At 73.0% G+C, this 25,753-nt stretch carries 24 protein-coding genes; 8 read left to right on the forward strand and 16 right to left on the reverse strand.

All coding sequences use genetic code 11. The annotated features are described in order from the left end of the window. Positions 1–453: 453 nt before the first annotated feature. Positions 454–1,722 (reverse strand): tyrosine--tRNA ligase, encoded by a 1,269-nt coding sequence (gene tyrS / locus ACLWS4_RS36500; RefSeq protein WP_074002093.1) that lies wholly within the window; start codon positions 1,720–1,722, stop codon positions 454–456. 292 nt (positions 1,723–2,014) lie between these two features. Between tyrS and ACLWS4_RS36505 the strand changes: the two genes are divergently transcribed. Then, entirely contained in the window at positions 2,015–2,545 is a 531-nt protein-coding gene (locus ACLWS4_RS36505; protein ID WP_049659779.1) for an HNH endonuclease, read from the forward strand. A 47-nt stretch (positions 2,546–2,592) separates the two neighbouring features. Here ACLWS4_RS36505 and ACLWS4_RS36510 read toward each other — a convergent pair whose 3' ends face one another. The 7 genes from ACLWS4_RS36510 to ACLWS4_RS36540 form a co-directional block, all read right to left on the reverse strand. Further along, complete coding sequence (locus ACLWS4_RS36510; RefSeq protein ID WP_416876374.1) at positions 2,593–4,596, reverse strand: PQQ-binding-like beta-propeller repeat protein; 2,004 nt, start codon at positions 4,594–4,596, stop codon at positions 2,593–2,595. Between the two features lie 123 nt (positions 4,597–4,719). Beyond that, the gene (locus tag ACLWS4_RS36515) at positions 4,720–5,025 is read right to left on the reverse strand and encodes a 4a-hydroxytetrahydrobiopterin dehydratase (protein ID WP_416876375.1); all 306 of its coding nucleotides are present in this window, start codon (positions 5,023–5,025) and stop codon (positions 4,720–4,722) included. Positions 5,026–5,107: 82 nt separating this feature from the next. Further along, positions 5,108–5,287 carry a DUF1272 domain-containing protein gene (locus tag ACLWS4_RS36520; protein WP_416876376.1) on the reverse strand — a complete coding sequence of 60 codons (180 nt, stop codon included), beginning with the start codon at positions 5,285–5,287 and terminating at the stop codon, positions 5,108–5,110. 79 nt (positions 5,288–5,366) lie between these two features. Further along, a complete protein-coding gene (locus ACLWS4_RS36525) occupies positions 5,367–6,125 on the reverse strand; it encodes a sulfite exporter TauE/SafE family protein (RefSeq protein ID WP_416876377.1) in 759 nt (252 codons plus the stop codon). A 223-nt stretch (positions 6,126–6,348) separates the two neighbouring features. Next, entirely contained in the window at positions 6,349–7,401 is a 1,053-nt protein-coding gene (locus ACLWS4_RS36530) for an SPFH domain-containing protein (RefSeq protein WP_049652105.1), read from the reverse strand. Between the two features lie 10 nt (positions 7,402–7,411). Then, a complete protein-coding gene (locus ACLWS4_RS36535) occupies positions 7,412–7,834 on the reverse strand; it encodes an NfeD family protein (RefSeq protein WP_049652104.1) in 423 nt (140 codons plus the stop codon). 130 nt (positions 7,835–7,964) lie between these two features. Then, complete coding sequence (locus tag ACLWS4_RS36540; RefSeq protein ID WP_049652103.1) at positions 7,965–8,756, reverse strand: ABC transporter ATP-binding protein; 792 nt, start codon at positions 8,754–8,756, stop codon at positions 7,965–7,967. 150 nt (positions 8,757–8,906) lie between these two features. Between ACLWS4_RS36540 and ACLWS4_RS36545 the strand changes: the two genes are divergently transcribed. Next, a complete protein-coding gene (locus ACLWS4_RS36545; RefSeq protein ID WP_416876378.1) occupies positions 8,907–9,710 on the forward strand; it encodes a hypothetical protein in 804 nt (267 codons plus the stop codon). A gap of 22 nt (positions 9,711–9,732) precedes the next feature. Here ACLWS4_RS36545 and ACLWS4_RS36550 read toward each other — a convergent pair whose 3' ends face one another. From ACLWS4_RS36550 to ACLWS4_RS36560, 3 genes are all read right to left on the reverse strand, one after another. Beyond that, positions 9,733–10,389, reverse strand: coding sequence for a response regulator (locus ACLWS4_RS36550; protein WP_049652101.1), 657 nt, complete (start codon positions 10,387–10,389; stop codon positions 9,733–9,735). Further along, a complete protein-coding gene (locus ACLWS4_RS36555) occupies positions 10,382–11,479 on the reverse strand; it encodes a GAF domain-containing sensor histidine kinase (protein WP_049652110.1) in 1,098 nt (365 codons plus the stop codon). Before ACLWS4_RS36555 ends, ACLWS4_RS36550 begins: the two co-directional genes overlap by 8 nt. A gap of 278 nt (positions 11,480–11,757) precedes the next feature. Continuing rightward, positions 11,758–14,367, reverse strand: a complete 2,610-nt coding sequence (locus ACLWS4_RS36560; RefSeq protein ID WP_416876379.1) for an FHA domain-containing protein — start codon at positions 14,365–14,367, stop codon at positions 11,758–11,760. Between the two features lie 221 nt (positions 14,368–14,588). Between ACLWS4_RS36560 and serB the strand changes: the two genes are divergently transcribed. Next, entirely contained in the window at positions 14,589–15,845 is a 1,257-nt protein-coding gene (gene serB, locus ACLWS4_RS36565) for a phosphoserine phosphatase SerB (RefSeq protein ID WP_049652099.1), read from the forward strand. Positions 15,846–15,954: 109 nt separating this feature from the next. Here the strand turns inward: serB and ACLWS4_RS36570 are convergent, their stop codons facing one another. The 3 genes from ACLWS4_RS36570 to ACLWS4_RS36580 all read right to left on the reverse strand — a co-directional run bounded on the left by ACLWS4_RS36570 (position 15,955) and on the right by ACLWS4_RS36580 (position 18,150). Then, the gene (locus ACLWS4_RS36570; protein ID WP_416876380.1) at positions 15,955–16,482 is read right to left on the reverse strand and encodes a SixA phosphatase family protein; all 528 of its coding nucleotides are present in this window, start codon (positions 16,480–16,482) and stop codon (positions 15,955–15,957) included. Between the two features lie 123 nt (positions 16,483–16,605). Next, positions 16,606–16,728, reverse strand: a complete 123-nt coding sequence (locus tag ACLWS4_RS36575) for an SGM_5486 family transporter-associated protein (RefSeq protein ID WP_255357429.1) — start codon at positions 16,726–16,728, stop codon at positions 16,606–16,608. 123 nt (positions 16,729–16,851) lie between these two features. Beyond that, on the reverse strand, positions 16,852–18,150 hold the full coding sequence (locus ACLWS4_RS36580) for a CynX/NimT family MFS transporter (RefSeq protein ID WP_074002094.1): 1,299 nt from the start codon (positions 18,148–18,150) through the stop codon (positions 16,852–16,854). A gap of 116 nt (positions 18,151–18,266) precedes the next feature. On the opposite strand from ACLWS4_RS36580, the gene ACLWS4_RS36585 reads away from it, so the two are divergent. Continuing rightward, positions 18,267–18,941, forward strand: a complete 675-nt coding sequence (locus ACLWS4_RS36585; protein ID WP_416876381.1) for a FadR/GntR family transcriptional regulator — start codon at positions 18,267–18,269, stop codon at positions 18,939–18,941. Positions 18,942–19,020: 79 nt separating this feature from the next. Here ACLWS4_RS36585 and fabI read toward each other — a convergent pair whose 3' ends face one another. Beyond that, positions 19,021–19,788: an enoyl-ACP reductase FabI gene (fabI, locus tag ACLWS4_RS36590; RefSeq protein WP_049652095.1), complete on the reverse strand. Its 768-nt coding sequence runs from the start codon at positions 19,786–19,788 to the stop codon at positions 19,021–19,023. A 2-nt stretch (positions 19,789–19,790) separates the two neighbouring features. Continuing rightward, positions 19,791–20,510, reverse strand: a complete 720-nt coding sequence (gene fabG / locus ACLWS4_RS36595) for a 3-oxoacyl-[acyl-carrier-protein] reductase (protein WP_049652094.1) — start codon at positions 20,508–20,510, stop codon at positions 19,791–19,793. A 313-nt stretch (positions 20,511–20,823) separates the two neighbouring features. Between fabG and ACLWS4_RS36600 the strand changes: the two genes are divergently transcribed. From ACLWS4_RS36600 to ACLWS4_RS36615, 4 genes are all read left to right on the forward strand, one after another. Next, positions 20,824–21,969 (forward strand): MBL fold metallo-hydrolase, encoded by a 1,146-nt coding sequence (locus ACLWS4_RS36600; protein ID WP_416876382.1) that lies wholly within the window; start codon positions 20,824–20,826, stop codon positions 21,967–21,969. Positions 21,970–22,149: 180 nt separating this feature from the next. Beyond that, a complete protein-coding gene (locus ACLWS4_RS36605; protein WP_416876384.1) occupies positions 22,150–23,703 on the forward strand; it encodes a TldD/PmbA family protein in 1,554 nt (517 codons plus the stop codon). Then, entirely contained in the window at positions 23,703–25,100 is a 1,398-nt protein-coding gene (locus ACLWS4_RS36610; protein ID WP_416876383.1) for a metallopeptidase TldD-related protein, read from the forward strand. The genes ACLWS4_RS36605 and ACLWS4_RS36610 overlap by 1 nt, the downstream gene beginning before the upstream one ends. Before the next feature lie 31 nt (positions 25,101–25,131). Further along, positions 25,132–25,680: an RNA 2'-phosphotransferase gene (locus tag ACLWS4_RS36615; protein WP_375873315.1), complete on the forward strand. Its 549-nt coding sequence runs from the start codon at positions 25,132–25,134 to the stop codon at positions 25,678–25,680. Positions 25,681–25,753: the final 73 nt, after the last annotated feature.

The following is a 25,753-nucleotide window of genomic DNA, read 5'->3' on the forward strand; positions in this document are numbered from 1 at the left end:
CTGTTGAGTTCTCAAGGAACGGACGCTTCCTTCGGACCGCCTTCCAGCGGACCCTCCGGGCTTCGTTCTTTCGTGTTACCAGCTTATCAGACGTTTTCCGCTCCGTTTTCCGGAGTTTCATTCATCCGATTTCCCGAACTGGCCGGGTCCGCTTTTCGCGACGTCCACCACATTACCGCATTCCGAGTGTCACTCGAAATTCACACTCACCCGTAGACGGCAATGCCGACGAACCCATTTTCATGGGAATCAGAGTGGGAGTGGGTCTTGCTGAGTGGGGTGGCCGCTCCAGCGACTCGTTCAACACTAGGCCACCTGGAGGACATCGTCAAACGTCGAGGGCCGGATCTGTCCAGATCCGGCCCTCGGGGCTCGAAGCCGCAGCTCAGAGCAGGTGTGCTTTCAGCCAAGCCTCAACCGGTAGCCTCCACCGGCCCGGCCGTCGACCGGCGGTCAGCCGGCGGCGACCAGCTCCGCCGCCGCCAGGTTCCGCTTGCCGCGCCGCAGCACCAGCCAGCGGCCGTGCAGCAGGTCGGCCTCGGTCGGCACCGCCTCCTCGTCCGTCACCTTGACGTTGTTGAGGTAGGCACCGCCCTCCTTGATCGTCCGACGGGCGGCCGAACGGCTGGGCGACAGCCCGACGGCGACCAGGAGGTCGACCACCGTCTGCAGTTCGGACACCTCGGCCTTCGGGACCTCGGCCAGGGCGGCGGCCAGGGTCGGGGCCTCCAGGTCGGCGAGGTCGCCCTGGCCGAACAGCGCCTTGGACGCGGCGACCGCGCGCTCGTACTGCTCCGCGCCGTGCACCAGCGTGGTGAGCTCCTCGGCGAGGGCGCGCTGGGCGAGGCGGGCGGCCGGGCGCTCCGTGGTCTCGCGCTCCAGCTCCTCGACCTCCTCCTTCGAGCGGAAGCTGAAGATCCGCAGGAAGGTGGGGACGTCCCGGTCGTCCGCGTTCAGCCAGAACTGGTAGAAGGCGTACGGGGTGGTCAGCTCGGGGTCGAGCCAGACCGTGCCGGACTCCGTCTTGCCGAACTTGGTGCCGTCGGCCTTGACGATCAGCGGCGTGGCCAGCGCGTGGACGGACTTGCCGTCGGCCTTGCGGATCAGGTCCGTGCCGGCGGTCAGGTTGCCCCACTGGTCGCTGCCGCCGGTCTGCAGGGCGCAGCCGTAGCGGCGGTTCAGCTCCAGGTAGTCCATGCCCTGGAGGATCTGGTAGCTGAACTCGGTGTAGCTGATGCCCGCGTCGGAGTTGAGCCGTCGGGCGACGGCCTCCTTGGCGATCATGTTGTTGACCCGGAAGTACTTGCCCACGTCACGCAGCAGGCTGATCGCCGACATCCCGGACGTCCAGTCCAGGTTGTTGACCATGCGCGCCGCGTACGGGCCCTCGAAGTCGAGGAAGCGCGAGATCTGGCCGCGCAGGCGTTCGACCCAGCCGGCCACCGTCTCGGGGTCGTTGAGCACGCGCTCGGCGGTGGGCTTCGGGTCGCCGATCAGGCCCGTGGCGCCGCCGACCAGCCCGAGCGGGAGGTTCCCCGCCTGCTGGATGCGGCGCATGGTGAGGATCTGCACCAGGTTGCCGAGGTGCAGGCTGGGGGCCGTCGGGTCGAAGCCGCAATAGAACGTGACCGGGCCGTCCGCGAACGCCTTGCGCAGTGCGTCCTCGTCAGTGGAAAGGGCGATCAGCCCGCGCCACTGCAGCTCGTCGACGATGTCCGTCACGGTCACGCTTCTCCTTCGATCGGGCGTCCGACCAGTGCTGGCCCGGTTCGGTCGGGCTCCGGGTCGGTACGACTCCAGCCTGATAGAGCCTACGCGGTTCCGGCCAGCGAGTTTCCCCGAGGCACCCCTCCCGGTCGGCCGGTCCGCCGTCCCGGGCCCCTCCCCGATACCGGAAATTCCGTTGTTCGACGGCTACGGGCCCATTCAGAGTGGTTCCACCGCCGTGCGGCGGCAGTGACGTGTGTGGAGACGGTCGTGCCGCCGTGGCACGCCCGCGGGAAGGGTGTGCCGAGTGCGCAACACGCTGGTTCTGAACGCGAGCTACGAGCCCCTGACGACGGTGTCGCTCCAGCGCGCCGTCGTCCTGGTGCTCCAGGACAAGGCCGTGGTGGAGCAGGCGCATCCGCTGCGCTCGATCAGGGGGACGGGCATTGCCGTCCCGGTGCCGCGGGTGATCAGACTGCAACGGTACGTACGGGTGCCGTTCCGACAACAGGCTCCGTGGTCGCGGCGCGGCGTCCTGGCGCGGGACCGGCACCTGTGCGCGTACTGCGGCCGGCGGGCCACCACGGTGGACCACCTCCAGCCCAGGTCGCGCGGTGGTGCCGACAGCTGGATGAACACCGTGGCCGCGTGCGCGGAGGACAACCAGCACAAGGCGGACCGCACGCCGGAGCAGGCCGGGATGAAGCTGCTGCGCCGCCCGTTCGAGCCGACGCCGCAGGCCAGCCTGATGCTGGCGCTCGGTCTGCGCGGCTCGGAGGTCCGGGACCTCGCCGACTGGCTGCCGGCCGTACCGGGCCGGCCCGTGTCCGCGGCGTAAGGCGGCGCGAGGAGGCGCAAGGAGGCCGGAAACCCGGGCGGAGGGCCTCAGTCCTTCGCCCGGTACCCCGCCGCCGTGCCGTAGTTGGTCGAGTGCTCGGGCACCACGACCACCTGCCCGCCGCCGATGAGCACCCGTCCGGAGATCAGCAGCGAGCCGGTGCCGGCCGGGAAGTTGCCCCCGGTCGCCTCCCGGCCGCCCGCCAGCGGGAACCGGCTGAGGCGGGCGGGCTGGTCGCGGCGTTCGTCGGCGGCGAGCACCAGCGACCCGCCGTCGATGCCGACCGCCCGGACGGCGCCCTTGGCGGCGGTCGGCGTCTTCCAGCGCTGCTTGCCGGTGTCCAGGTCGTAGCCGACCGCGGCCACCGGCCCGCCGCCGTTCGGCGGGGCCAGGGTGGTGACCATCGTGCGGCCCTCGAAGTACACCTCGGGAGTGGCCGAAAACGTACCGTGGGCGACGTCCAGCCGGCCGCCGTCGACGGCCACCGGGATCTCGGCGGCCGGGTCGCCGCCCGCGCCCCAGGCGAACACCCGGTCGTCCTCTGGCTTCCCACCGGTGGTGAGGACCACGGACGGCTCGGCCGACAGCACGGTCACCGTCTTCGGCTGGTTGTTCAGGCCCCGCCACCAGCCGACCTTGCCGTCCGCGGTGTTCAGCGCGACGGCCTGGTCGGCGGGGGTCGAGTCGGCGCAGGAGGAGGCGACGAGCACGGTCTTGCCGCTGACGCCGCCGGACAGGGTGCAGAACTTGCCCTGCCCGGTGTACTGCCAGACGTCCTTCCCGTCGGCGGACTCCCAGGCCAGCACCCGGTCGTCGCCGACGGCGATCACCTTGTCCTCGGTGACGCCGACCCGGGCCGAGTAGGCGCCCTTGGCGTCCGAGAGGCTCTTGGTCCAGACGGTCTTGCCGGTCTTGGTGTCCACGGCGGCCACCAGCGTGCAGGGGCTCTTCGGATCGGCTTGCGGACGGAACAGGGCCGCGCCCAGGCCCGCCGGGTTCACCCCCGCCGACAGCCCGCACGGGACGGCCCCGGCGGCCGGCGGCTCCACCGACCAGGTCGCCTTGCCGCCCGCCCGGTCGTACGCGTGCACCCCGGAGCCGTCGGCCCGGACCACCGCGTCGGCCAGCAGCCAGCCGCCGATCAGCGTGTCGTCGCCCCCGGACGGACCGGCCGCGGCCGGCTGCGCGGCCCACACCCGGTCGTGCGCCACCGCGAAGCCCGGCTCACCGCCGCTGCTCGCCGCCGCGCTGCCGCCGCCCTCGGCGCCGACCGTCAGCCCGGCCGCCACCAGCACTCCCAGCGCGGCCACCCCGGCGCCGGTCCGCACCAGCAGGGCCTTGCGGCTGGGCATGTGCTCCCCGGTCAGCACCGCGTCGGCGGCCTTCCGGGCCTTGGCGGAGAGCGAGGAGCCGGAGCCCTCACCCGTGCCGGAACCGCCGCCGCCCCCTCGACGGGCCGCGGCCCTCGACCGCGGGGCCGGCTCGGCCTGCGGCTCGGGGGCCTGCACCGGAGTGGTCGCCGCGGGCTCCTCGGGGACGGGCGCCGGCCCGGCCTCCTCGATGTGCACGTAGCCGTCCGCCGAGTACTCCGCCCCCGCCGGGACGTACAGCCCCTCGTCGGCGGGCTGCTGCGGGGTGGCGTACGGCGCGTAGGGCTGGTGCGGCTGCGCGTGGTCCGGGTACTGCGGGTACGGCTGGTACTGCTCCTGGCCGCCGTACGGGCCCTGGACGTAACCGCCCTCGACGTAGCCGGTCGGGCCGACACCGCTCTGCTCGTAACCGGCCTGGTCGTACCCGCTCCGGCCGTAGCCGGCCTGGTCGTACCCGCTCTGGTCGTAGCCGGTGGGCCCGTAACCGCCCTGGCCGGACTGCGGCTGCTGCTGCCCGTACTCGGCCGAGCCGTAGCCCTGCTGCTGCGGCCACTGCGACGGCTGCTGAGCTGTCTGCTGCTGCTCGGCGTACCCGCCGTACCCGCCGGTCTGCCAGTCCGGGTGGCCCTGGGGCGGCCACGGCTGCCGGTCGTGGGCGTCTCCGAAGGGCTCCTGCGCCATCCGTTCCGTCCCTCCCGAGCCCCGCCCGCCTGCCGATGCGGCAGTCAGCATCTCACGCCCGCCCGGGGGCGCGGCCCGGGCCCTCGCCCGTACCGTCCCGGGCCGGCCGGTCCTGCGGCGGCGTCAGGAGGCCGACCCGGCGCGCAGGGCCTCGTCGATCCGGGCGGCGAGGGTGAAGTCCAGACCGGTGAGGCCGCCGGCGCTGTGGGTGGACAGGACGAAGCGCAGGGTGCGCCAGCGGATGTCGATGTCGGGGTGGTGGTCGAGCGCCTCGGCCTGCTCGGCGACGGCGACGACCACCCGGACCGCCGCCGGGAAGTCCGGGGCGTCGGCGGTACGGGCGATGCCGTCGCCCTCCCGCGTCCACCGGGGCAGCGCCGCCAGGGCCGCCGTGATCTCGTCCTCGTTCAGCCGTGCCCTGCTGCTCATCGCCGCGCTCCTGCTGGATGGTCGGTCCGGGGTGCCGGATTTCCGGTACGTCCGCAGTTCCGGGACGTCCGGGGTTCCGGTGTCAGGCGGCCTTCCGGCGCGGACGGGTCACCAGCTCGCCGCCGCAGTTGGGGCAGCCGCCGGCCATGGCCTCGGTGCAGTCCGAGCAGAAGGTGCACTCGTAGGAACATATCGAGGCGCCGCCGTCCGCGGTCAGCGACACCGCGCAGCGCTCGCAGCTCTCACGCATCTCCAGGGCCATGGCGTACTCCTCCGACGTTCCGATGTTCCGACGTTTCGATGCCCCGACACCCTGCCGGGCCCGACGGCCTGACGGCCCTTCAGCTCAACAGCAGCTTGGCGACGGCCACGAGGCCGACCACCACGATGACCCCGCGCAGCGCCGTCGGCGGGAGGCGGCGGCCGACCTTGGCGCCGACCAGGCCGCCGACCAGCGAGCCCGCCGCGATCAGACCGGCGGCGGTCCAGTTCACCGTCGAGGTGAAGAGGAAGAAGAGCGCGGCGACGGCGTTGACGATCATCGCCAGGGCGTTCTTCACCGCGTTGATCCGCTGGAGGTCCTCCTGGAGCAGCATGCCCATCAGGGCCATCAGCAGCACACCCTGCGCGGCGCCGAAGTAGCCGCCGTAGATGCCGGTCAGGAACACCCCGACCAGCAGGACCGGGCTGCCGTCCGGATCGCCGCCGGGGCGGCGGCGGGCGGCGACGGCCTTGGCCACCCGGGGCTGGATCACCACCAGCACGAGCGCGAGCAGGATCAGCACCGGGACGATCGCGTCGAAGGCGCCGCTCGGCAGCCTGGTCAGCAGCAGCGCGCCGACCAGCCCGCCGAGCAGCGAGGCGGTGCCCAGGCGCAGCACCCGGCGGCCCTGGTCGGCCAGTTCGCGGCGGTACCCGATCACGCCGCTGAGCGAGCCGAGGACCAGGCCGAAGGTGTTGGAGACGTTGGCGGTGACCGGCGGGAGGCCCACGGCGAGCAGGACCGGGAAGGTGATCAGGGTGCCGGAGCCGACGATGACATTGATCATCCCGGCGCCGACGCCGGCCACCAGGACGGCGATCGACTCCCAGAGCGTCATGGGTCACCTCTCCTCTCGGTCCTGTCCGAGGGGATCATGCCGGACGGCCCCGCGGCTCTACCAGACCCGCCCACGATTCGGGACGCACCTCACAACGTGCGCGCGCTCCACCGCCGCCGCACAAGGCCGAGGGCCCGCCGCCTCTCGGCAGCGGGCCCTCGACGGAACTCGGTCCGACCGGCCACTCCGGCTCGGTCACTCCGATCCGGTCATTCCGGGTCGGTCACTCCGGGTCGATCTTCGGGTACTCCCGGGCCGGGTCCACCCGGGGACGGGCGGCGCCCTTCTCGGTGTCCACCGGCCGCGGGCCGGAGGCCGGGTCCAGCGGCACCTGGGTGGCCGCCGGGACCGCCGGGGCCGCCTGCGGAACGGTGGGCGCCGCGACCGCGCCGCCGTTCATCCCGCCGGTCAGGCCGCCGAAGGCGCCACCGAGGCCCTTGAGCGCGTCGCCGACCTCGCTGGGGATGATCCAGAGCTTGTTGGAGTCGCCCTTGGCCAGCTCGGGCAGCGTCTGGAGGTACTGGTAGGCGAGCAGCTTCTGGTCGGCGTCGCCGTCGTGGATGGCCTCGAAGACCGTCCGGATCGCGGCCGCCTCACCGTCGGCGCGCAGGACCGCGGCCTGCGCCTCACCCTCGGCGCGGAGCACGTCGGCCTGCTTCTCACCCTCGGCCTTGAGGATCTGGGCCTGGCGCTGGCCTTCGGCGGTGAGGATCGCGGCGCGCTTGTCACGGTCGGCGCGCATCTGCTTCTCCATCGAGTCCTGGATGGAGGTCGGCGGCTCGATCGCCTTCAGCTCGACGCGGTTGACCCGGATGCCCCACTTGCCGGTGGCCTCGTCCAGGACGCCGCGCAGACCGGCGTTGATGACCTCGCGCGAGGTCAGGGTGGACTCCAGGTCCATCGAGCCGATGATGTTGCGCAGCGTGGTGACGGTCAGCTGCTCGATCGCCTGGATGTAGCTGGCGACCTCGTACGTCGCGGCCCGGGGGTCGGTCACCTGGTAGTAGATGACGGTGTCGATGTTGACGACCAGGTTGTCCTGGGTGATCACCGGCTGCGGCGGGAACGGCACGACCTGCTCGCGCAGGTCGATCCGGTTACGGACCCGGTCGATGAACGGGACGACGATGTTCAGCCCTGCGTTGAGCGTCCGGGTGTAGCGGCCGAAGCGCTCCACGATCGCGGCGCTGGCCTGCGGGATGACCTGGATCGTCTTGATCAGCGCGATGAAGGCCACCACGACCAGGACGACCAAAACGATAAGGACGGGTTCCACGGACTCTCCCCTAGACGACCAGGGCGGTCGCGCCCTGGATTTCGACGACGTCGACCTGTTGTCCAGGCTGGTACACCTGGCCCGGGTGGAGCGCGCGGGCCGACCAGATCTCGCCGTTCAGCTTGATCCTCCCGCCCTCCCCGTCGACGGTTTCCGCGACGACCGCGGTGGCGCCCTGGAGCGCCTCGATGCCCATCTTGACCTGCGGCCCGCTACGGAGCTGCCGGTAGGCGATCGGGCGGACGAAGACCACCAGGGCGACCGAGACGGCGACGAAGGTCACGGTCTCGAGGACCACTCCCCCGCCCAGCGCGGCCACGCCGGAGGCGGCCAGCGCCCCGACCGCGAACATGGCGAACTCCGGCATCGCGGTGAGCACCAGCGGTATGCCGAGCCCTGCGGCGGCCAGGAGCCACCAGATCCAGCTGTCCACATGTCCATCCTAGGGAGCGAAGGCCTTCGAAGCGGACAGTTCCCGCAGGTCGAGGGGCGGAAACCGGTCGCGCGTGCGACCGGTTCCCGACGGCCGTCCGGATGAACGACAGGAACGGGCGGACGGGGCCTCAGCCCAGCGGCAGACCCTGCGCCGACCAGCGGTCTCCGTGCCGCTCCAGGGTCAGCGGCAGGCCGAAGCACTTGGAGAGGTTGCGGGCGGTCAGCTCGGTGTCGATCGGGCCGGCCGTGAGCACCTTGCCCTGACGGATCATCAGGACGTGGGTGAAGCCGGGCGCGATCTCCTCGACGTGGTGGGTGACCATCGCCATCGCCGGGGCGAACTCGTCCTGGGCGAGCGCGCCGAGCCGGCGGACCAGGTCCTCGCGGCCGCCGAGGTCCAGGCCGGCGGCGGGCTCGTCGAGCAGCAGCAGCTCGGGGTCGGTCATCAGGGCGCGGGCGATCAGGGTGCGCTTGCGCTCGCCCTCGGAGAGGGTGCCGAACTTCCGGTCGGTGAGGTTGGCCATGCCGAGGCGGTCGAGCAGGGCCAGGGCGCGGGACTCGTCCGACTGCTCGTAGGTCTCCTGCCAGGTGACCGTCATGCCGTACGCGGCGGTGAGGACGGTCTGCAGCACGGTCTGCTCGGCCGGCAGCTTGTCGAACATGGCGGCGCCGGCCAGACCGATCCGGGAGCGCAGCTCGAAGACGTCGATCTCGCCGAGCTTCTCGCCCAGCACCGTGACCTTGCCCGAGGTCGGGAACAGGTACGAGGAGGCGATCTGCAACAGCGTGGTCTTGCCGGCGCCGTTCGGTCCCAGGATGACCCAGCGCTCGCCCTCGGAGATGGACCACGAGACCTGGTCGACCAGCGCGCGCCCCTCCCGGACCACGGATACGTCAACCAGCTCCAGCACGTCGCTCATGCCTATGCCTTCCCCAAAAAACAAGATTCTCGGCCGTCGGTGCGGGCGGCGAGCCTACTCCGGCAGCCGGTGGGCACGGGGTGGGTGCGCCGCACACGCATGGGCAAACCTACGCCACGCGGATGACCGGCGATTCCGTAGGCTGGCCGGATGCTCGTGACTCCAGCCGACAATCCGTACGAAGAGCCCCGTTCGGGGCGGCTCACCGCATGGGGCAACGCCCAGCTGGCGGGCCTGGTGCCGCCGGACGACGCCGCCGCGGCCGTCCTGGGCGCCGACGAGCGCCACCGGGTCACCGGCCTGCCCGGCGACGGGCCCGGCGAGCAGCACGGGCTGACCTGGGCGCTGGGGCGGCTGCGGGTGCTCGGCGTGAAGGGCCTGCGCCTCGCGCTGCCCTCGGCCGGGCACCCGCTCGGACTGACCGGCCCGAAGGCCTTCAACGAGCAGGCCATGCGGGCCGGCGAGGCCGTCCTGGCCGTCGGCGCACCGCTCGGGCTGGTGCCGGAGCTGGAGGAGTACGGGCCGGCCGGCGACCGCTCGGCCACCGTGCTGTGGCGCTGCCATGAGGTCAACGACACACCTCCGGCGGACGTCCCGTCGCTCCACGAGGCCGAGCGCGAGCTGGCGGAGGGGCTGCGGGAGGCGACCGTCCTGCTCACCCGCCTCGACGTGGCCGGTGCCGGGCCCGAGGCCCTGCGCGCCCTCGACGCCTACCGCCGGCGCGGCCACAGCGAGCCGCTGGCCCCCGGCTACCCGCCCCGGGCCGTCCGCGTCCTGGAGTCGGCCCGCCAGGTGTCCGCCCTGCTCGCCATCGCCTCCGGCGGGCACGGCGCCGCCGTCAGCGCCTCCGAGATGGCGGCCCGGCAGTCCGCCCTGGCCCCGCTGCGGCGCACCGCCCGGCGCGCCCAGGTGGCCGCCTACAACGCCCTCGTCGACGAGCGGGACGACCGCTGAGCGGAGGGGCAGCCCCGGCGCGCTACGCCTCGCGGGTCTCGCCGTGGCGGACGGCCCAGAGTGCCGCCTGGGTGCGGTCGGCCAGGTCCAGCTTCATGAGGATGTTGGACACGTGGGTCTTCACGGTCTTCTCCGACAGGTGGAGGCTGCGGGCGATCTCCCGGTTGGAGCGGCCGTCGGCGATGTGGCCGAGCACCTCGCGCTCGCGCTCGGTGAGCGTGCCGCCGCGGCCCTGGGGGGCGCGCGGGCTGTCGTCGGAGAGCAGGGCGGCGGCCAGTTCGGGCTGGAGCAGGACGTGGCCGGCGTGCACCGAGCGGATCGCGCCGGCCAGCGCCTCCGGGTCCACGTCCTTGTAGACGTACCCGGCGGCGCCGGCCCGCAGCGCGGGGACCATCGTGCGGTGCTCGGTGAAGCTGGTGACGATCAGGATCCGGGCCCGGCTGCCCTCCCCCTTGAGGGTGCGCAGCGCCTCGATGCCGTCGACGCCGGGCATCTTGAGGTCCATCAGGACGACGTCGGGGTCGAGTTCACGGGCCCGTTCGACGCCCTCCGCCCCGTCGGCGGCCTCCCCGACCACCTCGATGTCGTCCTGGACCTCCAGGAAGGTGCGCAGCCCGCGCCGGACGACCTGGTGGTCGTCGACCAGCAGGACGCGGATCGACGGTGTGCTCTCAGGCACCGGGGACCTCCATCTCGACGAGCGTCCCCCGACCGGGGGCCGACTCCAGGGTGAGCGTGCCGCCGACGGCGGCCGCGCGGTCGCGCATCGAGGCCAGGCCGAGGTGGCGGCCGGCCCGTCGGACGGACTCCGGGTCGAAGCCGCGCCCGTCGTCGTGCACCCGCAGCACGGCGCCGCGCGCGGGCGTCCCGGCCAGGGTGACGGTGACCCGGCGGGCGCCGGAGTGGCGCAGCGCGTTGTGCAGCGCCTCCTGGGCGACCCTCAGCAGCGCGGCCTCCTGGGCGGGCGGCAGCGCCCGGACGCCGTCGGCGGCGAAGGCGACGTCGGCGGTGTGCGCCCGGTCGAGGACCTGCACCTGGGAGGCGAGGGTGGCGCTGAGCCCGTCCTCCTCCAGGGCGGCGGGGCGCAGCTCCACGACGACGGCGCGCAGTTCGTCGGCGGCCTCGGCGGCCAGCCGGGCGACCTCGGCGAGTTCGGCGCGGGCCCGGGCCGGGTCGCGGTCGACGAGCTTGGCGGCCGCCTTGGCCGTGAGGCGGAGCGAGAAGAGCTTCTGCGAGACGGCGTCGTGCAGGTCGTGGGCGATCCGGGCCCGCTCGCCGGCCAGCGTGAGCTCGCGGCTGCGCTCGTACAGCCGGGCGTTGGACAGGGCGAGGCCGGCGTGCGCGGCGAGGATCCGCAGCAGTTCCTCGTCGTGGTCGGTGAACTGGCCGCCGCCGCGCTTGTTGGCGAGGAAGATGACGCCCATCACCTGCGGCTCGTCCTCGGCCGCGTCGGTGTCCAGGATCGGCATGCCGAGGAAGGCGTCCATGTCGGGGTGGGCCTCGGGCCACCCCTCGAAGGCGGGCGCCTTGCGGACGTCCACCAGCCGGGTGGGGCCGGTCTCGTGCAGCATCGCGGCGAGCACGCCGTGCTGCCGGGGCAGCGGGCCGATCGCCCGCCACTGCTCGTCGGTGACGCCGTCGACGACGAACTGGGCGAAGCCGCCGTGGTCGTCGGGCACGCCGAGGGCGGCGTACTCGGCGCCGAGCAGGCCGCGGGCGGAGGCGGTGATGCGGCGCAGCACCTCGCGGACCTCCAGGTGCCGGCTCATGGCGAGCAGCGCCTGGCTGACGGCCTCGATCCCGGCCAGGCACGGTTCGCAGGCGGGCAGCGGGCCGTGGTGGGCCGCGTGGTCTCCGGTGGTGCTGGGCATACGGTCAAACTACCGCCGCCGTGACGGCCGCCGCGTCCGTCCCCGGCCGCCCCGGGCCCGGGTCCGGGGACCTAGGACCCGCGCCCCGGGAGGGCCCGTCCGGAAACGCGGAGGGGCGGCCCTCCCGGGTGGGAGGACCGCCCCTCGGACTGCCGTCCGCGACGTCGCGGAAGGGGTCAGCCCTTCTGCATGACCTCGGGCTCGTGCCGGCGCTGGAGCCGGGTGACGAGGACGCCGATGACGACCGAGATGGCCACCAGCACGCCCGCGTCGATCGCCCACTGGGCGACGCTGTGCTTCCAGAGCGGGTCGTAGTTGGGGTTCTGGAAGTCCTTGTTCCAGGGGCCCATGAGCGTGGACAGGTCCAGCGTGGTGGACACGATGCCGGTGCCCCAGCGGGCCGGCATCAGCCAGGCGACCTGCTCCAGGCCGGGCTTGCTGAAGATCTGGAAGAGGCAGCCGGTGAAGACGACCTGGACGATGGCGAACATGACCAGCAGCGGCATGGTCTTCTCGGCGGTCTTCACCAGCGCGGAGATCATCAGGCCGAACATCATCGCGGCGAAGCTGAGCAGGATCATGCCGACGGTCATCTCGACGATCGGCAGGTTCTTGACGAGCAGGCCGTGCTCGGGGAGCTTGCGCGGCAGGAAGCCGACGGCGGAGATGATCGCGCCCTGGATCACGCTGAAGAAGCCCAGCACGATGATCTTGGACATCATGTACGCCGAGCGGGAGAGCCCGGTGGCCCGTTCCCGTTCGTAGATCGCCCGTTCCTTGATCAGCTCGCGGACCGAGTTGGCCGCTCCGGAGAAGCAGGCGCCGATCGCCAGGATCAGCAGGATCGTCGCGGCCCCGTTGTTGAGGTGGAGCTGGGTGTTCGGGTTGGGCGCGAGCCCCGGTTCGTTCGGGATCAGCACGCTGACCGCGCCGATCACCGCGGGCAGCAGCACCGACAGCGCCAGGAAGCCGCGGTCCGAGGCGAGCACCGACATGTAGCGGCGCATCAGGGTCCACAGCTGCGAGCCCCAGCTCTGCGGCTTGGGCGGCTTGACGGCCTCCTGGGCGACCTGGACGTGCTGCACCTCGCCCGCCTCGACGGTCGGGGCGGAGTACTGCTGGTAGTGCACCGAACCGCGGTAGCGGCCGGCCCAGTCGTGGTCCGGGTAGTTCTCGAAGGCCTGGAAGACGTCCGCCCAGGTCTCGTACCCGAAGAAGTGCAGCGCCTCGTCCGGCGGGCCGAAGTAGGCCACCGAGCCGCCCGGCGCCATCACCAGCAGCCGGTCGCAGAGCGCGAGTTCGGCCACCGAGTGGGTGACGACCAGGATCGTGCGGCCGTCGTCGGCCAGGCCGCGCAGCATCTGCATGACCTCGCGGTCCATGCCCGGGTCGAGGCCCGAGGTGGGCTCGTCCAGGAAGATCAGCGAGGGCTTGGTGAGCAGTTCCAGAGCGACCGAGACGCGCTTCTGCTGGCCGCCGGAGAGCGCGGTGATCTTGTTGTCGGCGCGCTTGTCGAGGCGCAGCTCGTACAGCACCTCGTCGATCCGGGCCTCGCGCTCCTTCGCCTCGGTGTCCCCGGGGAAGCGCAGCCGGGCCGCGTACTTGAGGCCCTTCCGGACGGTGAGCTCGCGGTGCAGGATCTCGGACTGCGGCACCAGGCCGATGCGCGAGCGGAGTTCGGCGAACTGCTTGTAGAGGTTGCGGCCGTCGTACAGCACCTCGCCGCGGTCGGCCGGGCGGTAGCCGGTGAGGGCGCGCAGCAGGGTCGACTTGCCGGAGCCGGACGGGCCGATGACGGCCACCAGGGACTTCTCCGGGACGCCGAAGCTGACGTCGTCGAGCAGGACCTTCTTGCCGCCCTTGTGGTCGACCTCGACGGTCAGGTGGCGGGCGGAGAAGGAGACGGCGCCGGTGTCGACGAACTCCTGCAGCTGGTCGCCGACCAGGACGAAGCCGGAGTGGCCGACCGTCAGCCGGTCCTGCGGGCCCATCAGCTGACGCTGCACCCGCTGGCCGTTGAGGAAGATGCCGTTGTGGCTGCCGAGGTCGACGATCTCGTAGCGGCCGTCCGGGAGCTGGCGCAGCTCGGCGTGGTGGCGGGAGACCTGGAGGTCGGACACCACGATGTCGTTGTCGAGCGCGCGGCCGATCCGGACGGTGCGCATCGCCGAGGTCAGGTTGCGGATGATGGTCGGCTGCGGCCCGCCGTCGTGCGGCGGGGGCGGGAAGCCCTGCTGCGGGAAGCCGCCGTGCTGGGGCTGCTGCTGCGGGGCCGGCCGGTCCTGCGGCGGCGCGTACTGCTGCTGCGGGAACGGCGGCTGGGCCTGCTGCTGGCCGGGCCAGGCCTGCTGCGGCTGCTGCTGGTACGGGTCGTGCTGCGGCCAGCCCTGCTGCGGGGCGGGCTGCTGGGGCGTGGGCACCGGGCCGCGGCTGGTGGCGGCCTCGTGCATCGGGGTGGCCTGCGGGGCCGCGGCGTGCGGGGCGGCGGCCTGCACGGGCGCGGAGAAGCCGAGCCGGGGGCCGTTCTCCGGGTTGCCCAGGTTCACCACGGCGCCGGGGAACAGCTGGGCCTGGAGGGTGCGGGCGCCGGCCACGTACGTTCCGTTGGTGCTGCCGTGGTCGTCCAGCTGCCAACCGCTGCCGTTGAAGCCGATGGTCCCGTGCTGCCAGGAGACCCTCGCGTCGTCGAACGTGAAGTCCGACTGCGGGTTTCGCCCGATGGTGTAGGACCGCCCGGGCTCCAGAGTCCGCTGCTGTCCGTTGATCTCGATGACGAGTTGCGGCACTGCTCGCCTGCCCCGCTCTCTCGGTTCCCCCGAATTGTGGCCCCGGCCGGGGCCGCGATGTTCCTGTGACTGCCGGGGGAATCATTCCAGCCCGCCGACCGCCGGTGAAAGTCGGCCCGGGCGACTGTGACCAGGCTGCTACCGAGCCCGGACCTGCGGCGTCCCGCGAGGTGGGACGGGTGCTCCCGGGCCCTCGGGCGCCCGGTAGCGTGGGAGGCACCATGAACGCATCGCCCCTGGCCGCTGAGCCCCTCCCCGCCGCCCAGCACCGGACCGCGGACGAGCGCACCCTGCTCGTCAAGGTGTTCGGCAAGGACCGTCCCGGCATCACCGCCGGCCTCTTCACGACGCTGGCCGGTTTCGGCGTCGACGTCATCGACATCGAGCAGGTCGTCACCCGTGGGCGCATCACGCTGTGCGCCCTGGTCACCCCGCCCACCGCACCCGGCGCCGAGGGCGGGCTGCGGGCCACCGTCCACCGCTGGGCCGACGAGCAGAAGCTCCAGGCCGAGATCCTCTCCGGCATCGGTGACAACCGGCCGCGCCGTGAGGGCCGTTCGCACGTCACGGTGCTCGGCAACCCGCTGACCGCCGCCGCCGTCTCCGCGCTCACCTCCCGGATCACCGCCTCGGACGGCAACATCGACCGTGTCTTCCGGCTCGCCAAGTACCCGGTGACGGCGGTCGAGCTGGCCGTCTCCGGTGTGGCCACCGACGAGCTGCGGGCCGCGCTGGCCCAGGAGGCGGCCACCCAGCGGGTGGACGTCGCGGTGGTCGCCGCCGGGCTGGAGCGCCGGGCCAAGCGCCTGGTGGTCATGGACGTCGACTCCACGCTCATCCAGGACGAGGTGATCGAGCTGTTCGCCGCCCACGCGGGCTGCGAGGAGGAGGTCGCCGCGGTGACGGCGGCGGCGATGCGCGGGGAGCTGGACTTCGCCGAGTCGCTGCGGGCCCGGGTGGCGCTGCTGGCCGGGCTGGACGCCTCGGTGACCGAGAAGGTGCGCGCCGAGGTCCGCTTCACGCCGGGCGCGCGCACCCTGATCCGTACGCTCCAGCGCCTCGGCTACCAGGTCGCGGTGGTGTCCGGCGGCTTCACCCAGGTCACCGACCACCTGGTGGAGCAGCTGGGGCTGGACTTCGCGGCCGCGAACACCCTGGAGGTGGTGGACGGCCGGTTCACCGGCCGGGTGGTCGGCGAGATCGTGGACCGGGCGGGCAAGGCCCGCTGGCTGGCCCGCTTCGCCGAGCAGGCGAAGGTGCCGCTGGAGCAGACGGTGGCGATCGGCGACGGCGCCAACGACCTGGACATGCTGAACGCGGCCGGCCTCGGGGTGGCGTTCAACGCCAAGCCGGTGGTGCGGGAGGCCGCCGACACCGCGGTGAACGTGCCGTTCCTGGACACCGTGCTGTACCTGCTGGGCATCACCCGCGAGGAGGTCGAGGCCGCCGACGCGCTGCACGGCACCCCGACCGAGTAGGGCCCGCCCGGCGGCCGATGGAGTGAGGCGGCCGCCCGGAGAGGGCCTGTGGACGTACCAGAGGGGCGCGCGGATTCGATCCGCGCGCCCCTCGTGTACGGTCCCGCGGTCAGTCCTGCGGCGTGTGGTACGAGACCAGCTGGGCCACGCCCGGCTCGACGCCCTTCCAGGAGCCGCTGAAGCTGAGCACCGCGACCGCCGCCGTCGGGAAACCCCCGAGGCGCAGCCGCTCCAGCGCGTCCGGATCGCCCGCGTCCCCGGCCAGCACCTGGGTCAGCCCCAGCACGCCCGGGTTGTGGCCGACCAGCACCACGTCCGCGTACTCCTCCGGGGTCTCCTGGAGGACGGCGATGATCTCCCCGGGGCTGGCCTCGTAGACCCGCTCCTCGTACACCGTCCGGAGCGGCCGCTGCGGCAGCTCGTGCACCGCCAGCTTCCAGGTCTCGCGGGCGCGCAGCGCGGTCGAGCAGAGCACGTAGTCGGGGCTGATGCCGGAGTCGACCAGCCAGCGGCCGGCGTCCGGGGCCTGGTGACGGCCCCGGTCGGCCAGCGGCCGGTCGTGGTCGTCCACGCTGTTCGGCCAGTCGGCCTTGGCATGGCGGAGAACGATGATCCTGCGGGGCGTGTCGGCGCTCATACCCAGCAAGCTTGGCAGAAAAGCGGCCCGGCGGCGCGATGCCCCGGGATGCCGCCACTCCGAGGGACGACCCGTGTCACCATGCCCCGTTCACCGGGGCGTCAGCCGGCGTACGGCCGTCCGTCAGCCCATCGTGGCGGCGACGGTGGCGATGATCGACACCAGCACCGCGATGGCGGCGAAGGCGAGGGCGATGCGGCCGAGCTGCTTGCGGCCGTCGGTGGGGTTGGGATCGAGAACGGGCATGTCCGGAAGTCTCCCACTCCGAACACGCCCGCCGTCCGCCGACCCCGCCCCCTTGGCCGGGTCTTGACCCGCCCGTCGGGGCCCGGCCCTCCCCCGCGCGTCCTCACACCCCCGGCGGGGGCGTCACGCCGCGGCCCGCTCCGCCGGGTGCACCGCCTCGTCCTCGATGTGCCGGGCCCGCGCCGCGCGCAGGCCGAACAGCATCTGCGGCACCAGCAGCAGCGACAGGAAGCCCAGCGGCCAGTACCACTCGCCGGTGGCCCCGTAGAGCCAGCCGACCAGGATCGGGCCCGGGATGGACACCAGGTAGCCGATGCCCTGGGCGAAGGCGGAGAGCTGCGCGACCCCGCCCGCGGACCGGGCCCGCAGTCCGATCATGGTCAGCACCAGCGGGAAGGCGCAGTTGGACAGGCCCAGCAGGACCGCCCAGAGCCAGGCGCCCCCGGCCGGGGCGATCGCCAGGCCGGCGTACCCGGCGATGCCGCAGCAGGCCAGCAGCACCACGAACAGCCGCTGGTCGCCGCGGCGGGCGGCCAGGTTGGGCAGCACGAAGGAGACCGGCACGCCGATCACCATGGTGACCGCGAGCAGCACGCCGGTGGTGCCCTCGCCGATGCCGGCGTCCTGGAAGATCTGCGACATCCAGCCCATGACCACGTACGCGCCGGTGGCCTGGAGGCCGAAGTACCCGGCCAGCGCCCAGGCGGTCCGGCTGCGGGTGATCGGCAGCCGGACTGGGGCGGCGGCGCCGCCGGCCCGCTCGCCGCGCTCCCGCTTGGCGATCAGCACGAACAGCCAGAGCACCAGGGCGAGCGCCCCCAGGACGGCCCAGACGCCCAGGCCGTAGCGCCAGTCGCCGCCGAGCGACTTGGTCAGCGGCACGGTGACGGCGGCGGCCAGCGCGGTGCCGGCGGACAGCGCCATCGAGTAGAGGCCGATCATCGGCCCGACCCGGTCCGGGAAGTACCGCTTGATCACCACCGGCAGCAGCACGTTGGAGACCGCCACCCCGGCCAGGGCGAGGGCGGTGAGCAGCAGGAACACGGCGGTGCCGCCGGCGAACGAGCGGGCCAGCACGCCCGCCGTGATGGCGCCCATGCCCGCCGTGACGACCGCGATCGGACCGATCCGACGGGCCGCCGCGGGCGCGGCGAAGCCGAACAGCCCGAAGCAGAGCGACGGGACGGCGGTGAGCAGCCCGGCGAGCGTCGGGTTCATCCCGAGGTCGTCGCGGACCTGCTTGAGCAGCGGCCCGAGGCTGGTGACCACGGGGCGCAGGTTGAAGGCGGCGGCGGCGATCGCGACGGCGAACAGCACGCCGAGGTACTTGGCGGAGCCGGAGGCGGCGGGCCGCTCTTCGGTCGGCGGCCGGCTCTCGGTCCGGGAGGAAGCGGTGGTGTCTGCTGCGGGCATAGAGAGCATCATAGAATGATGGGATGAATTGATGCACCTTGGAATTGGCATGATGTGCCGACCGTTCATCCACCGGCCACCTCCCACCCAGGCCCCACCCGAGCCGTAGCCGCAAGGAGTCCCCCGTGGCGCTGTCCTCGCCGAGGCGCACCCCGCTGTCCGACCAGGTGATCGCACAGCTGCGTGCCCAGATCACTTCCGGGGAGTGGCCGGTCGGCTCGCGCATCCCCACCGAGGCCGCCCTGGTCGAACAGCTCGGCGTCGCCCGCAACACCGTCCGCGAGGCCGTCCGCGCCCTCGCCCACAACGGGCTGCTCGACATCCGCCAGGGCTCCGGCACGTACGTGCTGGCCACCAGCGAGCTGGCCGGCGTGATGCACCGCCGCTTCGCCGACGCCGGCCAGGACCAGGTCGCCGAGCTGCGGGCGGCCCTGGAGACCTCCGCCGCAGGCCTCGCCGCCCACCGCCGCACCCCGCGCGACCTGGAGCTCCTGGACGGCGCCCTGGCCCGCCGGGAGGCCGCCTGGCACTCCGGCGACGCCGAGGACTTCGTCCAGGCCGACGCCGCCTTCCACCAGGCCGTGGTGGCCGCCGCCCACAACGACGTCCTGCTCGCCGTCTACGCCGACCTCGGCGAGGTCACCCGCGAGCACCTGCGGCACGACGTCGGCCCCGAGCTGATCGCCGAGCGCTACATCGGCCACCACACCATCCTGGAGGCCATCCGGGACGGCGACGCCCAGCGCGCCTCCATCGAGGCCGGCCGGGCCATCGGCGCCTGCGGCACCGCGGACGTCTGACCGCGCCGGCGTCCACCCGGAACGCCGCTGCCCGGCACCCCCGCGAGGGAGGGCCGGGCAGCGGCGTACGGGCGGAGCGTCAGGCGCCGATGGCGTGCAGACCGCCGTCGACGTGGATGATCTCGCCGGTGGTCTTCGGGAACCAGTCCGACAGCAGCGCGACGATGCCGCGGCCGGCCGGCTCCGGGTCGCTCAGGTCCCACTTCAGCGGGGAGCGGTGGTTCCAGGTGTCGGCCAGGTCGCCGAAGCCCGGGATGGACTTGGCGGCCATCGAGCCGATCGGACCGGCCGAGATCAGGTTGCAGCGGATGTCCCGGTCGCCCAGGTAGCGCGCCAGGTAGCGGTTGGTCGACTCCAGGGCGGCCTTGGCCGGGCCCATCCAGTCGTACTGCGGCCAGGCGTACTGCGCGTCGAAGGTCAGGCCGACCACCGAACCGCCGTCCTGCATCAGCGGCAGCAGCGCCGTGGTCAGCGACTTCAGCGAGTACGCCGAGACGTGCATCGCGGTGGCCACGGACTCCCACGGGGTGTCCAGGAAGTTGCCGCCCAGCGCGTCCTGCGGGGCGAAGCCGATCGAGTGGACGATGCCGTCCAGGGTCGGCAGGTGCTCGCGGACCTGGTCGGCGATGCCGGCCAGCTGCTCCGGGTTGGAGACGTCCAGCTCCAGCACCTTGACCGGCTTCGGCAGCTTCCGGGCGATCCGCTCGGTCAGGCTCGGGCGCGGGAAGGCGGTGAGGATGATCTCCGCGCCCTGCTCCTGCGCGAGCTTGGCGGTGTGGAAGGCGATGGAGGACTCCATCAGCACACCGGTGATCAGGATCCGCTTGCCTTCGAGGATTCCACTCATGATCAGTGACCCATGCCCAATCCGCCGTCGACGGGAATGACGGCTCCAGTGATGTACGCGGCCTCGTCCGACCCGAGGAACCGCACGGTGGAGGCGACCTCTGCGGGCGCCGCGTAGCGGCCCAGCGGCACGCCCGCGACGATCTCCGCGCGGCGCTCGTCACTGAGCACGGCGGTCATGTCGGTGTCGACGAAGCCGGGGGCGACCACGTTGACGGTGATGTTGCGCGGGCCGAGCTCGCGCGCCAGCGACCGGGCGAAGCCGACCAGGCCGGCCTTGGAGGCGGCGTAGTTGGCCTGGCCCGGGGAGCCGGACAGGCCCACCACGGACGAGATCAGCACGACGCGGCCCTTCCTGGCGCGCATCATCAGCTTGGACGCGCGCTTGACCACCCGGAAGGTGCCGGTCAGGTTGGTGTCCACGACGGAGGTGAAGTCCTCCTCGGACATGCGCAGCATCAGCGTGTCCTTGGTGATGCCCGCGTTGGCGACCAGCACCTCGACCGCGCCGTGCTTCTGCTCGATCTCGGTGAAGGCGGCGTCGACCTGCCCGGCGTCCGTGATGTCGCAGCGCACCGCGAGGACGTCGTACTTGGCCAGCGCCTCGGGCACCTCGCCCGAGCGGCTGGTGATGGCCACCTTGTCGCCCGCTTCGGCGAAGGCCTGGGCGATCGCGAGGCCGATGCCCCGGTTTCCTCCGGTGACGAGAACCGAGCGGCTCAACGATCCACCTCTCTCCGTGAGTGAGCGCGTACGTCGGAATGCGTACGCAGTGTGACGCTATCGGGCGGTCGGCGACGGCGGCGCATCGGTCTCCCACAGCGCCGCCCCGGCGGATCTGTCGCAATCCGACAATCCGTACCCGTCCGTGCCGTCCCGGCGACGGAGACCGCCCAGGCCCGGGCGCTGCCCGGATCGGGGCGACTGTACGGGAACAACACGGGCGGGCGCACCCGTTGCCCCCGTGGTGCGGGGCCGGCCCGGGACCGGCCGTACCGATCCCCGACCATCCCGGCGAGCGACGAAGGCAGAGCGGATGACCAAGGCACGGCCCCGGAGCACCCACCGACGCGGACGACTGCTGGCCCTCACCGCCCTGGCGGCCGGCCTGGGCGCGACCGCCTGGTCGCTGCGCGACCTGCCGGCGGCGTTCGGGCGACGGCCGGACGGCGAGCGCGAGGAGCGGGTGCGCAACTCCCCGCAGTACCGCGACGGCGTCTTCCACAACGCGCCCTCCGCGCTCGCCCGCGCCACCGGCGCCCCCGGCTTCGACGGCGCCACCGCCCGCCGGATGCTGTTCGAGCGGGCCGGCCGCGTCCCCGCCCACCCGGTGCCGACCGTCCGCCCCGCCACCCCGCCCGGGCCGGCCGCCGAGGGCGTGGAGGTCACCTGGTACGGGCACGCCTCCGCGCTGGTGGAGATCGAGGGCTTCCGGGTGCTGCTCGACCCGGTCTGGAGCGACCGCTGCTCCCCCGCCGCGCACGTCGGCCCCAGGCGGCTGCACCCGGTGCCGGTCGGGCTGGAGGAGCTGCCGCAGGTCGACGCGGTGCTGATCTCGCACGACCACTACGACCACCTGGACATGGCGACGGTCAAGCGCCTGGTGCGCAGCCAGTCCGCGCCCTTCGCGGTGCCGCTCGGCATCGGCGCCCACCTGCGCCGCTGGGGCGTCCCCGAGCACCGGATCATCGAGCTGGACTGGGACGAGACCTGCACCCTGGGCGACCTGGTGCTCACCCTGACCGCGGCGCACCACTTCTCCGGCCGCGGGCTGACCCGCAACACCACCCTGTGGGGCTCCTGGGTGATCGCCGGCCCGAACCGCAAGGTCTTCTACACCGGCGACTCCGGCTACTTCGAGGGCTACGCCCGGATCGGCGCGCAGCACGGCCCCTTCGACGCCGCGCTGGTCCAGATCGGCGCCTACGACGCGGCCTGGGCGGACATCCACATGACCCCCGAGGACGCCGTCCTCGCGCACCGGGACCTGACCGCCGGCCTGCTGGTGCCGGTCCACTGGTGCACCTTCAACCTGGGCCTGCACCCGTGGGCCGAGCCGATCGAACGGCTGGTGAAGGCCGCCAAGGAGCAGGCCGTCCCGCTGGCCGTGCCGCGCCCCGGCGAGCGGGTCGACGTCGACAACCCGCCGGAGCTGGACGGCTGGTGGGAGACCGTCGGCTGACGGCCCGGGCCCGAGGGCCGCGGAGCCGGGCACCGGAGGCCCGACCGGACGGTCCCTCACTGCGGCGCACCGGTCGAAATGCGCTGGCCGGAAACCCGGTGGACGGGAAATGATGCGGTGCGGGCGCCCCTGTGGCGCCGCACCGCCACCCTCCGCGACCTGGGAGCCCGATTGCCTCCGATCCCTCCGGCCGATCGCTCCGGTGCCCCGCACGGGCGCGCCGTCGACCCGGCGTTCCTCGCCCTGCCGCTGCGGCCCCTCGCCGACGCCGCCCTCGCCCGCGCCCGCGAACTGGGCGCGAGCCACGCCGACTTCCGCCTGGAGCGGATCCGCAGCGCCTCCTGGCGGCTGCGCGACGCGCGTCCGGCCGGCACCTCCGACAGCGTGCAGCTCGGTTTCGCCGTCCGGGTGGTGCTGGACGGCGCCTGGGGCTTCGCCGCCGGTGTCGACCTCACCGCCGACGCGGCGGCCCGGGTCGCCGAGCAGGCCGTCGCGGTGGCCCGCCTCTCCGGCGGGATCAGCCGGGCGGCCGGCTCCACCGAGCGGGTCGAGCTGGCCGGCGAGCCGGTCCACCGGGACGTCACCTGGGTCTCCGCGTACGAGGTCAACCCCTTCGAGGTGCCGGACGCCGAGAAGACCGCGCTGCTCGCCGAGCGCAGCTCCCGGCTGCTGGCCGCCGAGGGCGTCTCGCACGTCCAGGCGGCCCTGCGGACCGTCCAGGAGAACAAGTTCTACGCGGACACCGCCGGCACGGTGACCACCCAGCAGCGGATCCGGGTGCACTCCGACCTGGAGGCCACCTCGGTCGACGAGCGCACCGGCGCCTTCGACTCGATGACGACCCTGGCCCCGCCGGTCGGCCGCGGCTACGAGTACGTCACCGGCACCGGCTGGGACTGGGACGCCGAACTCGCCGAACTGCCCGTCCTGCTGGCCGAGAAGATGCGGGCCCCGAGCGTCGAGGCCGGCCGCTACGACCTGGTGATCGACCCGACCAACCTCTGGCTGACCATCCACGAGTCGATCGGCCACGCCACCGAACTGGACCGCGCGCTCGGCTACGAGGCCGCCTACGCCGGCACCTCCTTCGCCACCTTCGACCAGCTCGGCTCGCTCAAGTACGGCTCCGAGCTGATGCACGTCACCGGCGACCGCACCGCCGAGCACGGCCTGTCCACCATCGGCTACGACGACGAGGGCGTGGCCACCCAGTCCTGGGACCTGGTCAGGGACGGCGTCCTGGTCGGCTACCAGCTCGACCGCCGCATCGCCGCGCTGAAGGGCTTCGAGCGCTCCAACGGCTGCGCCTTCGCCGACTCCCCCGCGCACGTCCCGGTGCAGCGGATGGCCAACGTCTCGCTCCGGCCGGCCGCCGACGGCCCGGACACCGCGGGCCTGGTCGGCCAGGTCGAGAACGGCCTCTACATCGTCGGCGACCGTTCCTGGTCGATCGACCAGCAGAGGTACAACTTCCAGTTCACCGGGCAGCGCGCCTACGCCATCAAGAACGGCGAACTCGCGGGCCAGGTCAAGGACTTCGCCTACCAGGCCACCACCACCGACTTCTGGGGCTCGATGGCGGCGGTCGGCGGCCCGCAGACCTACTTCCTCGGCGGCGCCTTCAACTGCGGCAAGGCGCAGCCCGGTCAGATCGCGGCGGTCAGCCACGGCTGCCCGTCGGCGCTGTTCCGCAACGTCAACGTGCTCAACACCCAGCAGGAGGCGGGTCACTGATGACCGCGAAGCAGCCCCACGAACTCGTCGAGCTGGCGCTCGGCCTCTCCCGCGCCGACGGCTGCGTGGTGATCGCCGACGAGGAGTCCACCGCCAACCTCCGCTGGGCCGGCAACGCCCTGACCACCAACGGCGTCACCCGCGGCCGCCGCCTCACCGTGATCGCCACCGTGGCCGGCGCCGAGGGCACCGCCTCCGGCGTGGTCTCCCGCGAGGCCGTCACCTCGGCGGAGGTGGAGGGCCTGGTACGGGCCGCCGAGGAGGCCGCCCGCGCGGCCGGACCGGCCGAGGACGCCCAGCCGCTGATCGCCGGCGGGCCCTCCTCGCCGGACTTCACCGAGCCGCCCGCGCTGACCTCCATCGAGGTGTTCGACGCCTTCGGCCCGGCCCTCGGCGAGGCCTTCGCCCGCGCCGCGGCCCAGGGCCAGCTCCTGTACGGCTTCGCCCGGCACGAGATGACCTCCAGCTACCTGGGCAGCTCCACCGGCCTGCGGCTGCGCCACGACCAGCCCACCGGCATGGTCGAGATCAACGCCAAGACCGCCGACCTCTCCAGCTCCGCCTGGGTGGGCGCCTCCACCCGGGACTTCGCCGACGTCGACGTCGCCGGCCTGCACACCGAGCTGACCAGGCGGCTCGGCTGGGGCGCCCGCAAGGTGGACCTGCCCGCCGGGCGGTACGAGGCGCTGCTGCCGCCCTCGGCCGTCGCCGACCTGCTGATCGTCCTCAACTGGTCCTCCGGCGGCCGGGACGCCCAGGAGGGCCGGACGGTCTTCTCCAAGCCCGGCGGAGGCACCCGGATCGGCGACAAGCTCAGCGCCCTGCCGCTGACCCTGCGCTCCGACCCGCGCGAACCCGGCCTGGAGGCCGCACCGTTCGTGCTCACCCACTCCTCCGGCGGGGACTACTCGGTCTTCGACAACGGCCAGCCGATCGCCGCCACCGAGTGGATCCGCGAGGGCGTGCTGAACGACCTGGTCACCACCCGCCACGCGGCCGCCCTCACCGGCCTGCCGCTGCGCCCGGCGATCGACAACCTCGTGCTGGAGACGGCCGACCAGGAGTCCGCGCCGACGCTGGACGAGATGATCGCCCGCACCGAGCGCGGCCTGCTGCTCACCTGCCTCTGGTACATCCGCGAGGTGGACCCGGCGACGCTGCTGCTCACCGGGCTCACCCGGGACGGCGTCTACCTGGTGGAGAACGGCGAGGTCGTCGGCGAGGTCAACAACTTCCGGTTCAACGAGTCCCCTGTGGACCTGCTGAACCGGATCACCGAGGTGGGCCGCACCGAACGCTGCCTGCCCCGCGAGTGGAGCGACAACGTCACCCGCACCGCGATGCCACCCGTGCGTGTCACGGACTTCAACATGAGTTCGGTCAGCCAGGCCTCTTAGCCGCTGACCGACGGGGGATACGAGAGACATGATGGACGAGAAGCGCCTGGTCAGGTCGAGCAAGATGCTGTCGCGGATCCTGCGGCACGAGCCCGGGCTGGCGGGGGTCGCGCTGGACGCGTCCGGCTGGGTCCGGGTCGACGAGCTGCTCGCCGGGCTCGCCGCCCGGGGCCGGCCGCTCACCCGGGCCGAGCTGGACCACGTCGTGGCGACCAACAACAAGCGCCGCTTCGGCTACTCGCCGGACGGTCTCTCGATCCGCGCCAACCAGGGCCACACGGTGGCGGTCGACCTCGGCCTGACCGCCACCGTGCCGCCGCCCGTGCTCTACCACGGCACCGCCGACCGGCACCTGGCGGCGATCTTCCGCGAGGGCCTGCGCCCGATGGCCCGCCAGGACGTCCACCTCTCGGCGGACACCGGGACGGCCACCGGGGTCGGCGCCCGGCACGGCCGTCCGGTGGTGCTGACCGTGAACGCGGCGGCGATGACGGCGGCCGGCCACGAGTTCCGGCTCAGCGAGAACGGCGTCTGGCTCACCGACGCCGTGCCCCCGCAGTACCTCTCCCGCCGCTCCTAGGGCCTGTCTTCAAACTCCCGTCGTCCGCCCGGAGGGCGGGCGGGGCGGCGTTGGGGTGCGTGCATCGCAAGGC

The organism is Kitasatospora sp. SC0581, from assembly GCF_048159585.1.
Taxonomy (GTDB): Bacteria; Actinomycetota; Actinomycetes; order Streptomycetales; family Streptomycetaceae; genus Kitasatospora.